Origin of the sequence: Microbacterium sp. B35-30 (genome assembly GCF_010634855.1) — a bacterium.
Taxonomy (GTDB): domain Bacteria; phylum Actinomycetota; class Actinomycetes; order Actinomycetales; family Microbacteriaceae; genus Microbacterium.
In genome coordinates, this window is the sequence record NZ_MWLQ01000021.1 from 38,406 (window position 1) to 52,365 (window position 13,960).

The window sequence follows — 13,960 nt, forward strand, 5'->3', positions numbered from 1 at the left end:
GGGTCGATGAGCCGACCGGTCGCCGTCGTCGCGGGCGCCTCGGGCTTCGTCGGTCGCGCGCTCGTGCGAGCTTTCGCCGAGGACGGCTACGACGTGCGCACCATCGGCCGGGCGGGCGCCGACGCGACGTGGCCCGATGCCGACGGCATCCGCGCCCTCATCGACGGCGCGGCGATCGTGGTGAACCTCGCGGGCAAGTCGGTCGACTGCCGCTACACCGACGAGAACCGCGACGATATCCTGCGTTCGCGCGTCGAGACCACCCGCGCGCTGCGTCACGCCATCGAGGGCGCCGCCGCCCCGCCGCCGCTGTGGCTGAATGCGAGCACGGCGACCATCTACCGCTACGCCCTCGACCGGCCGCAGACGGAGCAGCAGGGTGAGCTCGGCACGGGGTTCTCCGTCGACGTGGCCCGCACCTGGGAGGACGAGTTCTTCGCGGCGAGTCTTCCGTCCACCCGTCGGGTGGCACTGCGCATGGCGATCGTGCTCGGCGACGGTCCCGCGACGCGCAGCCTCGTGCGGCTGGCCCGTGTCGGACTCGGCGGTCCCCAGTACGACGGATGGTGGTTCCCGCACACGCGCTATCGCGGCATCGGCCCGGAACCGACCGGTGACGGTCGCGCGCCGCGCCACCGATCGCGCGGCCGGCAGCGGTTCAGCTGGATCCACCTCGACGACGTGGTCGGAGCGGTGCGGTTCGTGCGCGACGACCCGAAGATCGCGGGACCGGTCAACCTCGCGGCTCCCGAGACCTCCGACAACCGCGGGCTCATGGCGACGCTGCGCCGCATCGTCGGCGCGCCGATCGGACTGCCCGCCTGGCGGTTCATGCTCGAACCGGCGATGTGGGTGCTGCGCACCGAGCCGGAGCTCATACTCAAGAGCCGCTGGGTGGTTCCCGAGGCGCTCACCGCGGCGGGGTACGGGTTCGCCCATCCCGAGCTGGAACCGGCGCTGCGCGACGTCGTCGCGTCGCTCGGGTCGCGACGGCGCTGACGCCGGTCGTGGTCCCCGACGCCTGCGGGGTGGGCGCGTGTCGGGGCCGGGTGCGAGAATGCGGGCATGCTGCTCCACGAGCTCGTGACGGCGACGGATGCCGTGGCCTCGACGTCGTCGCGACTGGCCAAGGTCGCCGCGCTCGCGGAGGTGCTCCGCCGGCTCGACGCCGATGAGATCCGGCCGGCGATCGGGTTCCTGACCGCGAGTCCGCGGCAGGGGCGCCTCGGCGTCGGGTGGCGGAGTCTCTCGAATCTCGCCGTGACGCACGCCGACGAGCCGACGCTGACCGTGGGCGACGTCGATGAGGCGCTCGACCGGCTCGCCGGGGCAGACGGCCCGGGGTCCGTCGCCACCCGCGCCGCCGCTCTCGACCAGCTGGCGCGCACCGCCACGGCGGGGGAGTGGGACTTCCTCGCCCGCGTCATGCTCGGCGAACTGCGCACCGGGGCGCTCGAGGGCGTGCTGCTCGACGCCGTCGCGAAGGCATCCGACCGCGACGCGCCGACCGTGCGGCGTGCCGCCATGCTGTCGGGCGACCTCGGCGCCACGGCGCGGACCGCCCTCATCGGCGCGCCCGAAGAGCTGGCCGCCATCGGCCTCGAGGTGGGGCGCGGCGTGCTGCCGATGCTCGCCGCGACGGCGGGCTCGACGGCGGAGGCGCTCGAGACGCTCGGCGGCGCGGCATCCGTCGAGTACAAGCTCGACGGCGCACGCATCCAGGTGCACCGCGACGGCGACGACGTGCGCGTGTTCACCCGCAGCCTCGCCGACATCACCCACCGCGTGCCCGAGATCGTGTCCGCCGTGCGGGCGCTGCCGGCCGACCGGGTGATCCTCGACGGCGAGACCCTCTCGCTCGATGAGGACGGCGGCCCGCGTCCTTTCCAGGACACGATGGCCCGCTTCGGCTCGCTCGGGGCGGACGACGCGGCCGCCGTCGTGCTGCGGCCGTGGTTCTTCGACATCCTGCATCTGGACGGCCGCGACCTCATCGACGAGCCGCTCGCGACGCGCCTCGAGCTGCTCGACCGTGCCGTCGGCGATGCCCGCGTGCCCGGCATCGTCACCGACGACGCGGCGCGCGCCGAGGAGTTCTCGCGCGAGGCGCTCGCCGCCGGGCACGAGGGCGTGATGGTGAAGGGGCTCGATGCCCCCTACGCCGCCGGGCGCCGGGGAAAGAGCTGGCTCAAGGTCAAGCCCGTGCTGACCTACGACCTCGTCGTGCTCGCCGTCGAGTGGGGATCGGGCCGGCGCACCGGGCAGCTCTCGAACCTGCGCCTGGGTGCCCGCGACCCCGAGGGGGCGTTCGGCGAGCCGGGAGCCTTCGTGATGGTGGGCAAGACCTTCAAGGGCCTCACCGATGCGACGCTGCGCTGGCAGACCGAGTTCTTCCCGACCATCGAGACGCACCGCTCGTCGCATGCGGTGCACGTGCGGCCCGAGACAGTCGTCGAGGTCGCCATCGACGGGGTGCAGCGCTCGACGCGCTACCCGGGCGGTGTCGCTCTGCGCTTCGCGCGTGTGAAGGGCTATCGGCCCGACAAGGGCCCCGCGGAGGCGGACACGATCGACGCGCTGCGGAGTCTGCTGCGGGGATGAGTGGGGGGCCGCCCCGACGTCAGCGGCGGACCGCGATGTACCGGTGCTCGGGCCTGCCCGTCGTCCCATAGCGCAGTCGCACATCGACCAGGCCGCGGCTGGCGAGCCCCGCGAGGTGCCGCTGGGCGGTCGCTCGCGAGATGCCGACCCGGTCGGCGATCTCCGCAGCGGACGCCTCGTCGTCGCCGAGCCCCTCGAGGATCAGCTGCTCGGTCGCCGAGCGGGTGACGGTCGCGGGCTCCGCGCCGCCGTGCATGATCGCGAGGGCGCGATCGATCTGCTCCTGCTCCAGCGGCCGGTCGGTGACCAGCAGGTTGCGCATCCGCGCATAGCGGTCGAGCCGCTCGGCGAGCACCCGGGCGTCGAAGGGCTTCGTCAGATAGGCGAGCGCCCCCGCCTGCAGGGCGCGGCGCACCGTGGCGGCATCGGTGGCAGCCGACAGCACGAACGCGTCGATGTCGGCCGCGGCGGCGAACTCGACGCCGTCGCCGTCGGGAAGGAAGGCGTCGACGAGCAGCAGATCGGGGGCGTGCGCCCGCACCGCCTGCCGTGCGGCGCCGAGCGACTGCACGGCATCGAGTGCGGTGAATCCGGGCCGCGACGCCACGATGTCACGGTGCAGTCCGGCGACGCGGAAGTCGTCGTCGACGACCAGCACCCGGATGGGACGATTCATGCGCTCTTCTCCTCGGGGTTCCCGCTGGCGGGGCGCAGTGCGCCGGGCAGCCGAGCGCCGAACACGGCACCGGACCCCTGGCCGCCGGGGTCGATCAGCCACACGTCACCGCCGCGGCGGCGTGCGAGGTCGCGTGAGAGCGGAAGCCCGAAGCCGTGCCCGTGCACGGTGTCGCTCCGGCTCGCCGCCGCGTCTCGGGTGGTGGCGCGTGCAAAGGGGTCGGCTCCCGGCGGCTGGATGCCGCCACCCGAGTCGGCCACCGTGATCACCAGTTCGCCGCCGTCGCCCAGCAGCGCGATCTCGACCCAGCCGGGCTGTGCGCCGCCGACCGCCGCGGTGACGGCGTTGCCGACGAGGTTGCCCAGCACCGCCGCCACGTCCTCCGCCTCGGCCACCTCGCTCAGCAGCAGGGTGTCCTCCGAGACGCGGACCGTCACGCCGCGCTCCCGCGCCGTCGCGGCCGTCGCGCCGAGCAGCGACGTCAGGAACGCGTCGGGCACGCGCTCGAGCCCGGCGACGCCGAAGTCCACGGCGCCGCGCTCGGTCAGGTCGCCGAGGAACGCGCGCGCCTCGTCGACGCGTTCCGCGTCGATCAAGCCGGACGCGACGTGCAGGCGATTGGCGAACTCGTGCCGCTGCACCCGCAGCGCCTCGGTCATGGCACGCACGGTCTCGAGCCGGCCGGCGAGCGCCTCGACGTCGGTGCGGTCCCGCACGACCACGATCTGGCCCAGCGCCCGTGCGTCCCGCTGCACCGGCCGGGTGTCGAGGTACAGCACCCGGTCGCCGACGACGGCCTCGACGCCCGACGCCCCGTCGCGCACGGCGTCGCGCACGGTCTCGGGCAATGGGAGCTCGTCGAAGCGGCGCCCGGCCGCCGCGTCGATCCCCAGCATCCGTTCGGCGGCCTCATTGCACACCCGCACGACGCCGTCGGGATCCAGCGCCACGACGCCGTCGCCGACCCCCTCGAGCACCGCCGCCTGATTCTGCACGAGTGTCACGAGCTCTTCCGGCTGGAGCCCGAGGGTGAGCCGCTCGAACCGACGTCGAAGCAGCAGCGTGGCCACGGCGGCCAGCGCCAGCCCGCCGACCGCGGCGATCGCGATGGTGGCGACGAGTGCGGGGAGGTCGTCGAAGACGCTCGCGCGTTCGAATCCGACACTCACCTCGCCCACGGGCGCGCCGCCGTCCTCCGGGTAGACCGGCACCTTGGCACGGGCGGATTCGCCGAGGGTGCCCACCTCCCAGTCGACGACCTCGTTGCCCTCGAGCACCTCGGCGAAGGGCGTCGAGACGACCTGGCCCAGAAGCTCCTCCGTCGGGTGGGCGAGACGGATGCCGTGATCGTCGGTGATGACGACGAACAGCGCGTCCGTGCGATCTGCCACGTCGGCCGCGATCTGCTGGAGGGCGCCGGTGCGCAGCTGCGCGGCATCCGGCGTTCCCGGGTCGGCGGAGAACTCGGCGACCAGCGACTTCACGTCGGGATCCTCCGCGACCGTGCGGGCGATGTTGAGGGCGGCGGCCTCGGACTCCGCCCGGAGCTGGCGCACGCCCAGCCACCCGAAGACGAGCGCGCACACGGCGACGACGGCGGTCACCGTCGCCAGCTGCATCAGCAGCAGCCGTGTCGCGAAGCGCATCCCACCTCCCTGGGCTGATGTGTGGACGGGCTGATGTGTGGACGGGCTGATGTGGGGACGGGCCGACGAATGGCCGGGACCGATGAGGGGACCCGTCTCCGCGTACGTGAGCACAATGCGCAGAACACACGCTACGCGCACAACCTGCGGGAATGCGACTTAACGCGCGACGAGCCGTGCCTCGCGCCTAGCCTCGCGGGAACGCACCGAGACCGGTGCGACGCCACCACCCGCACGACACGACGAAGGAGTCGAGATGAACGCGGCAGTTCCGATCCTGTTCCAGGCCGCCGAGGCCGACGAGGGCTACGCCACCGCCTTCGTGCCGTCCGAGGGCGTGCTCGTCGCGCTGGGCTTCACGATGGTGCTGGTCTTCATGGCGCTCATCATGACGCGCCGGCTGACGCCGATGGTCGCGCTCATCCTCGTGCCGACCGTGTTCGGGCTGTTCGCCGGCGCCGGACTCGGGCTCGGCGACATGATCCTCGACGCCATCGGCAGCATGGCGCCGACCGCCGCGCTGCTGATGTTCGCCATCATGTACTTCGGCATCATGATCGATGTCGGACTGTTCGATCCGCTCATCCGCGCGATCACGCGGCTGCTCGGCGACGATCCCGCCAAGGTCGTGCTGGGCACGGCGGTGCTGGCCGGAGCGGTCTCGCTCGACGGCGACGGGTCGACGACCTTCATCATCACGACCTCCGCGATGCTGCCGATCTACCTGCGCCTGGGCATGAGCCCCGTCGTGCTCACCTGCGTCGCAGGCCTCATGAACGGCACGCTGAACATCGTCCCGTGGGGCGGCCCCACGGTGCGCGCGGCGACCGCGCTGGGCCTGCAGCCCACCGACATCTTCGTGCCGATGCTGCCCTCGCTCGCTGCCGGCATCGTCATCTCCCTGGCCTTCGCCTGGTTCCTCGGACTCTCCGAGCGCAAGCGCATCGGCAGCATCGACGAGTCGCGCCTCGACGGCGGGGGAGTGCTCGCCGGACCTCGCATCTTCCGCGGCAGCGACACGAAGCCGGGCGCCCGCGCGACGCTGCGCACCGGCAACATCGTGACGCTCGCCGGCGGGCGGGGCAGCCTGCCCATCGCCACGGCCGTCGTCGACCGCGAAGACACCGCGATGGCTGACACGATGCTCGACCCGAACCGCGCCACCCTGCGGCCGAAGCTCATCTGGTTCAACCTGGCACTGACCCTCGCGGTGATGGTGCTGCTGGTGCTCGACGTCTTCCCGCTCGCCTACGTCTTCATGGTCGGCGCCGCGATCGCGCTGTTCGTGAACTTCCCGAAGCTCAAGAGCCAGGCCGACGAGATCGTCGCCCATGCGCCGAGCATCGTCGGCGTCGTCTCGATGGTGCTGGCGGCCGGTGTGCTGGTCGGCGTGCTGAACGGCACCGGCATGGTCGATGCGATGGCGACCTGGATCACGACTGTGATCCCCGCCTCGCTCGGACCCTTCCTGGCCGTGATCACCGGCATCCTGTCGATCCCGTTCACGTTCTTCATGTCGAACGATGCGTTCTACTACGGCATCCTCCCCGTGCTGGCGCAGAGCGCCGAGCACTTCGGGATCGCGCCGGTCGAGATGGCCCGCGCCTCGATCACGGGCCAGCCGGTGCACCTGCAGAGCCCGCTCGTGCCCGCCATCCTGCTGCTGGTCTCGCTGGCGAGCGTCAACCTCGGCGATCACCACAAGAAGGTGCTGTGGCGGGCCTGCGTCGTGTCGCTCGCGATGCTCGCCGTCGGCGTGCTGGTGGGTGCGATCCCGCTCATCGCCTGAGCGGGGGATGCCTGCTCCCGGCGCGCGCCTGATTCTCGGCGCGCGCCGGCCGCGCGGTGACTGCCCCGGCGGCTCCTGCGGCTCGTAGGCTTTCGCCATGACCAGAGCAGCTGCACCCGACGCCGCCTACGAGCACCGCAGCTTCGGGGCACCCGGCGCAGAGCGCACCGTCTTCCTTCTCCGCGGAGGCGCCTCGGCGCTGTCCGATCCGCTGCCCGACGCCACGATGCGACGCGACGCGCGCGTCGTGGCCATCGGACTGACTGTCGACGACGTCGACGACCCGGTGGCCTACCGCGGAACGACGCCCGCGGAGGCCACCGCCCGGCGGATCGCGCAGTTCGTCACCGAGGAGCGTGAGGATCGCCCCGCCGGCATCGTCGGCGTGGCCGCCGCCGGGGAGCTGGCCGTCAGGGTCGCCGCCCTCGTCGGCGTCGGAGTCGACCGGCTCGCCCTCGTGGCCGTGCCGCGTCCCGAGTCCGAGCTCGGGGGCTACGAGCTCGGACAGCTGCTGCAGCGCATCGACGCGAAGACGCTGCTGATGAACGGGCGGGACGACCCGGATGCCGCCGCCGGCGCGGCGCGCTGGTTCGCCGAGCGGCTCCCGTCTGCGCGCGTCGAGATGGTCCCGAAGACCACCGATCCCACCTCTCGCCTGATCCTCGCCGACGTGTGGGAGCGCGTGCTGTCGCACGTGGCGCCGGGAACGGTCCGATGACGCGGATCGTCGTCCTCACCGGGGCCGGCATCTCCGCCGAGAGCGGCGTGCCCACCTTCCGCGGCGCCGACGGCCTGTGGGAGGGGCACCGCGTCGAAGACGTCGCGACGCCGGAGGCCTACGAGCGCGACCCCGACACCGTGCTCGCCTTCTACGACGAGAGGCGCCGTGCCCTCGGAGCCGTGGCGCCCAACGCCGCCCATCGCGCCCTCGCCCGGCTCGAAGGCGCGATCGGGGACGACTTGCTCGTGGTCACGCAGAACGTCGACGACCTGCACGAGCGCGCCGGCAGCCGCCGCCTCGTGCACATGCACGGCGAGCTGCGCCGGGCGCTGTGCGGCGCGTGCGGCTCACGGCCCGAGTGGGACGGCGACCTCATCGATCGCCCGCCCTGCCCCGAGTGCGGAGAGCGGATGCTGCGCCCCGACGTGGTCTGGTTCGGCGAGATGCCGTACGAGCTCGAGCGCATCGAGAACGCGGTGGTGGCGTGCGATGAGTTCGTCTCCATCGGCACGTCCGGGGCGGTCTATCCCGCCGCGGGGTACGTCGCGCTCGCGGCGGCCTTCGGCGCGCGGACGACCGAGCTCAACCTCGAGCCGCGCGACACCCTGCTGCTCTTCGAGGACGCGGTGCCGTTCGACGAGGCGCGCGCCGGTCGTGCGACCGAGCTCGTGCCGGCATGGGTCGACGAGGTGATCGCGGCACAGCGCGATCGGATCGTTGAGTCCTGAGGTCGCCACGGAGGCGGACGACGAAGGCGCCGAGCGGTCCTCCGCCCGGCGCCTCCGCGTTGCCCGATGGATCTACGTTCTGCCGCCGCCCGATCGCACACGCGACAGCGCATCCACCGTTGCGGCAAGGATGAGGACGCCGCCTGTGACGAGCAGGTTGATGCCTGCAGGGAGGTTCAGCAGGCCGAGGCCGTTGGTGATCGTCGCGATCACGAGCGCACCGATCGCGGCGTGCATCAGGCGCCCCTTCCCGCCGAAGAGGCTCACGCCGCCGACGACGGCCGCGGCCACGCCCGAGAGCACGATGTCACGGCCGACGGTGGCATCCACCGAGCCGACCCGCGACACGCTGAGGAGGGCTGAGGCCACCGCCAGGCTCGAGCAGATCACGAAAGCCCACCACTTGATCCAGCGGACCTTTATGCCCGATCGTCGGGCCGCCTCCGCATTCCCACCGATCGCGTATATGTAGCGACCGAATTTCGTGCGGTCCAGCACGAAGGTGCCGACCCAGAGGATCGCCAGGACGATCGGGACGACGAGGGGAACCCCCGAGACCTCTACGACCGACTGACCCCGGTCCCGATTGAGCACGTACACAACCGCTCCGCCGAGGACCGCGATCACCGCGAGCTTGATGAACACGAGCGAGACCGTGCGGTTGGGCACGCCGGCGCGACGGCGCCGAGCGCGATCCCAGAACGATGTCGCCGCCGAGATTGCGAGGATCACCGCCAACAGCACCCAGCCGCCCCACGTCGGCAGGTTCGCACGCTGCAGCGCGATGAGCTCGGGAACCTCGATGCGGTAGAGCCCTCCCGCTCCGATGACGGTCAGCGCCAGACCCTGGAACCCCAGGAAGAGACCCAGCGTCACGACGAATGACGGGATGCCGATCCTGGCGACGAAGAAACCTATCAGCGCACCGGTCAGGAAGCCGAACCCGAACCCGACGAGGAGCGCCAGCGGCCAGGGGAAACCCCACACCGTGTTGAGAACCACGAACAGGGCCATTCCGACCCCGCCCGTGACGCCGGCGGAAAGGTCGATCTCGCCGAGCAGCAGCACGAAGACCAGCGCCATCCCGAGCACGACGAGTGTTGCGGCCTGGTTGAGCAGATTGGCGAAGTTGCGCTCGGTGAGGAAGAAGTCGCTCAGCAGTGAGAAGAGGATGCCGAGGACGATGAGGCCGCCGATGGCGGGGAGGGCTCCCATGTCGCCTGCGCGAACGCGCTGCCACCATGCCTGCGCCTGCTCGCGCAGGCCGCCTTCGACACCGCTCCCGATGAGGTCGCTCGCCACCGGATCGGGTGCAGCTTCGGTGCGTGTCGCGTTGGTGCTCATTCCGCGCCCCCTTCGGTGCGAATCGTCTCGGTGCTCATGATCTGGACTCCGCCGAGCGTCTTGGTGCCGGTGATGTACCCCACGACGTCGTCGCGGTTGGTGTCCTTCGTGTCGATCTGCGCCACCATCTGGCCGAGATAGAGCACAGCGATGTCGTCGGCCACCTCGAAGACGTCGGCGAGGTTGTGACTGATGAGAATGACGGCGACGCCCTGCTCGGAGAGCCGCTTCACGAGGTTGAGCACCTGCTCCGTCTGGGCGACGCCCAGTGCGGCGGTCGGCTCGTCGAGGATGACCACTCGGGCCTTCTTCAGGACCGCGCGCGCGATCGCAACCGTCTGCCGCTGGCCGCCGGAAAGGCTCGACACCTTTTGTCGGACCGATCTCACCGTGCGCACTGAGAGCGATCGGAGGGTGTCGGACGCCTCCTTCTCCATGCGCCCTTCGTCGAACGTCCCGAACGCCGTCTCCTCGCGGCCGAGGAACATGTTCTGCACGATATCGAGGTTGTCGGCCAGGGCGAGGTCCTGGTAGACGACCTCGATGCCGAGCGCCGAGGCATCTCTTGGCGCGTGAAGGTCCCGATGGACGCCGTCGATCAGCACTTCGCCTTGATCGTACGGCTGGACGCCCGCGAGGCCTTTGATGAGGGTGGACTTTCCGGCGCCGTTGTCGCCGACCAGGGCGGTGACCCGTCCTGGATGAACGCGGAGGTCCACTCCCTTGAGGACGCTGACGGGACCGAATGACTTCTTGACGCCGACGAGCCGGATGATCGGCTCCGTCGCCGTGAGGGTTTCTGACATGCTCGCTCCTTGGGATGCGCCGTGTCGCCGGACGGGGCGCCGCGCCTTAGACGCGACGCCCCGTGGCGATGACCTGCAGGACTTACTCGGTCACTCCGTACTGTTCGCAGGCGGCCAGGACCTCGGCGGTGCAGACCTCGTCGTACGCCGTCTGTCCTGACGCGACGACGTCCTTGACCTCTTCTGGGCCGACGAGGATGGGCGTCGACTGGAAGAACGGCGTGCCGTCCTCGAGCTCCGCGTCCGCCTCAGGGGTCTCGCCTTCCAGCAGCGCTACCGCGAGCTCGACAGCCTGGGTGGCAAGCTCTTCGATCGGCTTCCAGACGGTCGCCGTCTGCCAGCCGAGCAGGACGTTCTGCAGCCCGGCGACATCTGCGTCCTGCCCGGACACTGCGACACCGGTCAGGTTGTTGTCCTGAAGGACCTTGATCACGCCCGCGGCGTTCGTGTCATTGGCCACCCAGACGCCGTCGACCTGGCCGTTCAAGCTGGTCAGCGCCTGCTCGAAGTTGGTCTGCGACTGCGCGCCGTCCCAGACTCCCGGCGGCTCTGCGGCGGGAGTGATCCCGGCCGCTTCCATGACCTCCACCGCGCCTTCCTTGAACATCCCGGCGTTGTTGTCGGTCGGGTCGCCGCCCATGTACACGACGGTGGCGGTGGCGGGGTCCTTCCCCGCGGCCTCGAGTCCGTCCAGCACCGTCTGGCCCTGCAGTCGCCCGACCTCGACGTTGTCGAACGAGACGTAGTAGTCGGAGCCCTTGAAGGAGCGGTCATAGGCGATGACCGGGATGCCCTCGGCCTTCGCCCTCTCGGCAACCGAGACGGCAGCGCCGTTGATGTCGACGAGCATCATGACGCCGCAGCCCTGCGTGAGCTGCTGGTCCGCGATGGTCGCGAACGCCTCGACGTCGTCCTGGGCGTTCTGGATGTCGGCCTCGAAGCCCGCGGCCTCGAGCCCTTCCTGGAGGTAGCGGCGGTCGAGGTTCTCCCAGCGGGCCGACGAGGCGGCGTCGGGGAGGATGACGCACGCTCGCGTGCTCGCGGCGTCGCCGCCGTCGTCACCGCCGTCCCCGGTGTCGCCGTTGCCGCCGGCGCAGCCGGCCAGCATCACCGCGGCCGCGCCCGTGAGGGCGGCCACCGCGAGGAGTGAAGACTTCTTCATCATTCGCCTTTCGTCATTGAAGCGAGCGAGCCCCAGGATCGTCCCCGGTTTCTTCGCGCTGATGCGATCATCGATGACGGGCATTCTTGGCGTCAAGTCTTGAACGTAACGCTTTGGCAACGCCGGCGGTTTGACCACGGGCCAGCCGAGAAGCTCGCGCCGAAGAGAGCGCTTACCGTGCAGAATGTGTGCGAGACCCGCCTTGCGCATGCATAATGCGCACCGGGGCTGGCCAAGCGTCGGAGTGCCCCTCGCCGAGTGTTCGCCAAGTGAACCCAGTGCGTCGCCGCACTGGGTTCAGGCGCGGCCGGTGGCTGCGCGTGTGCGGCGGGAGAGCGAGTCGACGATCACCGCGAGCACGAGCACCACGCCGGTGACCATGAACTGCACCGACGAGTCGAGGTTCATGAGGGTCAGGCCCGACGAGATCGACTGGATCACGACGACGCCGACGAGCGCCGAGAACGCCGATCCGCGCCCGCCGAAGAGGCTCGTCCCGCCGATGACGGCCGCCGCGATCGCGTTGAGGTTCACATCCCCCGTGCCCGAGCTCTGGTTCGCCGATGCCAGCCGTGCGGCCGCCAGGATGCCTCCCACCGCGGCGAGCGTGGAGCACATCGCGAACACCGAGAGGTAGATGCGGTCGACCCGGATGCCGGCACGCCGGGCGGCCTCGACCGATCCGCCGACGGCGTACACGGCCCGTCCCCAGCGGGTGCGGGTCAGCACGAAGTTCATGGCGACGATGAGACCGAGGAAGAACAGGAACATCACGCCGACGCCGCGGTAGATGTTCAGGTACCACGTCGCCACCAGGAGGAAGGCGAGCAGGACGGCGCTGCGCACCGCGATCTCGGTGTAGCTCTGACTCACCAGATTCGCCGCCGCCCGCCGTCGCGCGCGGCGCAGGAGCGACCAGGCGAACGCGGCCGCCGCCAGCACCGCCACGACGTAGGACGCCCACGCGGGCAGGAACATCTGCTGCGCGAACTGCACGAGCCAGGAGTCGAACGGGATGGCGATCGAGCCCGTCTCGCCGAGCACCCACAGCTGCAGTCCGAGGAACCCGAGAAGACCGGCCAGCGTGATGACGAAGCTCGGCAGCCCGAAGCGCGTGAAGAGATAGCCGTAGAGCAGCCCGACGAGGCAGCCGACGACGATCGCGGCGGCCAGCGCCAGGAAGAGGTTCCACTGCAGCTGCACGAAGCTCACGGCGAGCACCGCGGCGGCGAGCCCTGAGACCGAGCCGACCGAGAGGTCGATCTCGCCGACGAGCAGCACCAGGACGACGCCGAGTGCGATCGTGCCGATGGCGGCGCACTGCATCGTGAGGTTGACGAGATTCTCGCTGGAGAGGAAGACCGGGTTCAGCAGCTGGAACACCGTCCAGATCACCGCGATCCCCAGCACGACGGGGAGAGCCCCGAGGTCGCCGCCCCGGATGCGCGTCAGGAAGCCTTCCAGAGCGAGACGGATGCCGCTGCCGCTCAGGAGCCGTTCGTCGCCGGTCGGCTCGGTCAGTCGCTCACCGCGCGCGCTCATCGGCTCCCGTCCCCGCGGGGTCGGGGAGTGCGGCGGGAGCCGGCGCGCGGCATGCGGATCACCGTGCCGCCGGCGGTCTGCTCGTCGGACGGTTCCTCATCACGCGGAGCGGTGGCTACGGCATCCGACCGCTCCGGCACGCGCTCCGGTGTACGCCGCGGTGCCGCGGAGTGGTCGACCGCCCCCGTGATGGCGGCGATGAGGATCTCGCTCGTCACGTCGGCGACGTTGTACACGCCGTTGTTGCGGCCGAGGCGCAGCACCACCACGCGATCGGCGACGGCCATGACGTCCGCCATGTTGTGGCTGATGAGGATCACGCCGTGCCCGCGCTCCCGGAGGCGCTCGATGAGGTTCAGCACTTCGGCGGTCTGCGCGACGCCCAGCGCCGCCGTCGGCTCGTCGAGGATGACGACGCGAGGCTCGCCGATCAGCGAACGGGCGATCGCGACGGTCTGGCGCTGACCTCCCGACAGGGAGGCGACGGGGACGCGTACGGAAGGGATCTTGGCCGACAGCTCGCGCAGCAGCGTCCAGGTGCGCTGCTCCATGTCGACCTCGTCGAGGGTGGCGCCGTCGCGGAGCTCGCGGCCGAGCCACAGATTCGCGACGACGTCGAGGTTGTCGCACAGCGCGAGGTCCTGGAAGATCGTCTCGATCCCGAGCTGCTGGGCGTCCGCGGGGGAGCCGATGCCCACCTCTTCGCCGTCGAACTCGATCGATCCGCTGTCGGGCGGGTGCACGCCGGCCAGCACCTTGACGAGGGTGGACTTGCCGGCGCCGTTGTCGCCGACGAGTGCGACCACCTCGCCCTCGTTGACCCAGAAGTCCACGTCGGTGAGCGCTTTGACCGCGCCGAACCGCTTGCCGATGCCGCGCATCGTCAGCACGCGTTCGCGCGGCCGCCCCGTCCGCGGGTGCGTCATCGACATCCTCGCCTCGTCC

Annotated in this window: 12 protein-coding genes; 5 read left to right on the forward strand and 7 right to left on the reverse strand. The window is 70.9% G+C overall.

What is annotated here, in order from left to right; all coding sequences use genetic code 11:
• Positions 1 to 6 precede the first annotated feature (6 nt).
• Positions 7 to 999 carry a DUF1731 domain-containing protein gene (locus B2K11_RS12340; protein WP_163618586.1) on the forward strand — a complete coding sequence of 331 codons (993 nt, stop codon included), beginning with the start codon at positions 7 to 9 and terminating at the stop codon, positions 997 to 999.
• Positions 1,000 to 1,065: 66 nt separating this feature from the next.
• Positions 1,066 to 2,601: an ATP-dependent DNA ligase gene (locus B2K11_RS12345; RefSeq protein WP_163618587.1), complete on the forward strand. Its 1,536-nt coding sequence runs from the start codon at positions 1,066 to 1,068 to the stop codon at positions 2,599 to 2,601.
• A gap of 19 nt (positions 2,602 to 2,620) precedes the next feature.
• Here B2K11_RS12345 and B2K11_RS12350 read toward each other — a convergent pair whose 3' ends face one another.
• Entirely contained in the window at positions 2,621 to 3,277 is a 657-nt protein-coding gene (locus tag B2K11_RS12350; RefSeq protein ID WP_163618588.1) for a response regulator, read from the reverse strand.
• The gene (locus B2K11_RS12355) at positions 3,274 to 4,923 is read right to left on the reverse strand and encodes a sensor histidine kinase (RefSeq protein WP_204260109.1); all 1,650 of its coding nucleotides are present in this window, start codon (positions 4,921 to 4,923) and stop codon (positions 3,274 to 3,276) included. Before B2K11_RS12355 ends, B2K11_RS12350 begins: the two co-directional genes overlap by 4 nt.
• A gap of 256 nt (positions 4,924 to 5,179) precedes the next feature.
• Between B2K11_RS12355 and B2K11_RS12360 the strand changes: the two genes are divergently transcribed.
• The 3 genes from B2K11_RS12360 to B2K11_RS12370 all read left to right on the forward strand — a co-directional run bounded on the left by B2K11_RS12360 (position 5,180) and on the right by B2K11_RS12370 (position 8,161).
• Entirely contained in the window at positions 5,180 to 6,712 is a 1,533-nt protein-coding gene (locus B2K11_RS12360; protein WP_163618589.1) for a CitMHS family transporter, read from the forward strand.
• A 97-nt stretch (positions 6,713 to 6,809) separates the two neighbouring features.
• Entirely contained in the window at positions 6,810 to 7,430 is a 621-nt protein-coding gene (locus tag B2K11_RS12365; RefSeq protein WP_163618590.1) for a hypothetical protein, read from the forward strand.
• Positions 7,427 to 8,161 (forward strand): NAD-dependent deacylase, encoded by a 735-nt coding sequence (locus B2K11_RS12370; protein WP_163618591.1) that lies wholly within the window; start codon positions 7,427 to 7,429, stop codon positions 8,159 to 8,161. The genes B2K11_RS12365 and B2K11_RS12370 overlap by 4 nt, the downstream gene beginning before the upstream one ends.
• A 72-nt stretch (positions 8,162 to 8,233) precedes the next feature.
• On the opposite strand, the gene B2K11_RS12375 is transcribed toward B2K11_RS12370, so the two are convergent.
• The 5 genes from B2K11_RS12375 to B2K11_RS12395 all read right to left on the reverse strand — a co-directional run bounded on the left by B2K11_RS12375 (position 8,234) and on the right by B2K11_RS12395 (position 13,947).
• The gene (locus tag B2K11_RS12375) at positions 8,234 to 9,505 is read right to left on the reverse strand and encodes an ABC transporter permease (RefSeq protein WP_163618592.1); all 1,272 of its coding nucleotides are present in this window, start codon (positions 9,503 to 9,505) and stop codon (positions 8,234 to 8,236) included.
• Entirely contained in the window at positions 9,502 to 10,311 is an 810-nt protein-coding gene (locus B2K11_RS12380) for an ATP-binding cassette domain-containing protein (RefSeq protein ID WP_163618593.1), read from the reverse strand. Before B2K11_RS12380 ends, B2K11_RS12375 begins: the two co-directional genes overlap by 4 nt.
• 82 nt (positions 10,312 to 10,393) lie before the next feature.
• Positions 10,394 to 11,473: a substrate-binding domain-containing protein gene (locus B2K11_RS12385; protein WP_163618594.1), complete on the reverse strand. Its 1,080-nt coding sequence runs from the start codon at positions 11,471 to 11,473 to the stop codon at positions 10,394 to 10,396.
• A gap of 297 nt (positions 11,474 to 11,770) precedes the next feature.
• Positions 11,771 to 13,015, reverse strand: a complete 1,245-nt coding sequence (locus tag B2K11_RS12390; RefSeq protein ID WP_163618595.1) for a sugar ABC transporter permease — start codon at positions 13,013 to 13,015, stop codon at positions 11,771 to 11,773.
• The gene (locus B2K11_RS12395; RefSeq protein ID WP_239525999.1) at positions 13,012 to 13,947 is read right to left on the reverse strand and encodes an ATP-binding cassette domain-containing protein; all 936 of its coding nucleotides are present in this window, start codon (positions 13,945 to 13,947) and stop codon (positions 13,012 to 13,014) included. The genes B2K11_RS12390 and B2K11_RS12395 overlap by 4 nt, the downstream gene beginning before the upstream one ends.
• Positions 13,948 to 13,960: the final 13 nt, after the last annotated feature.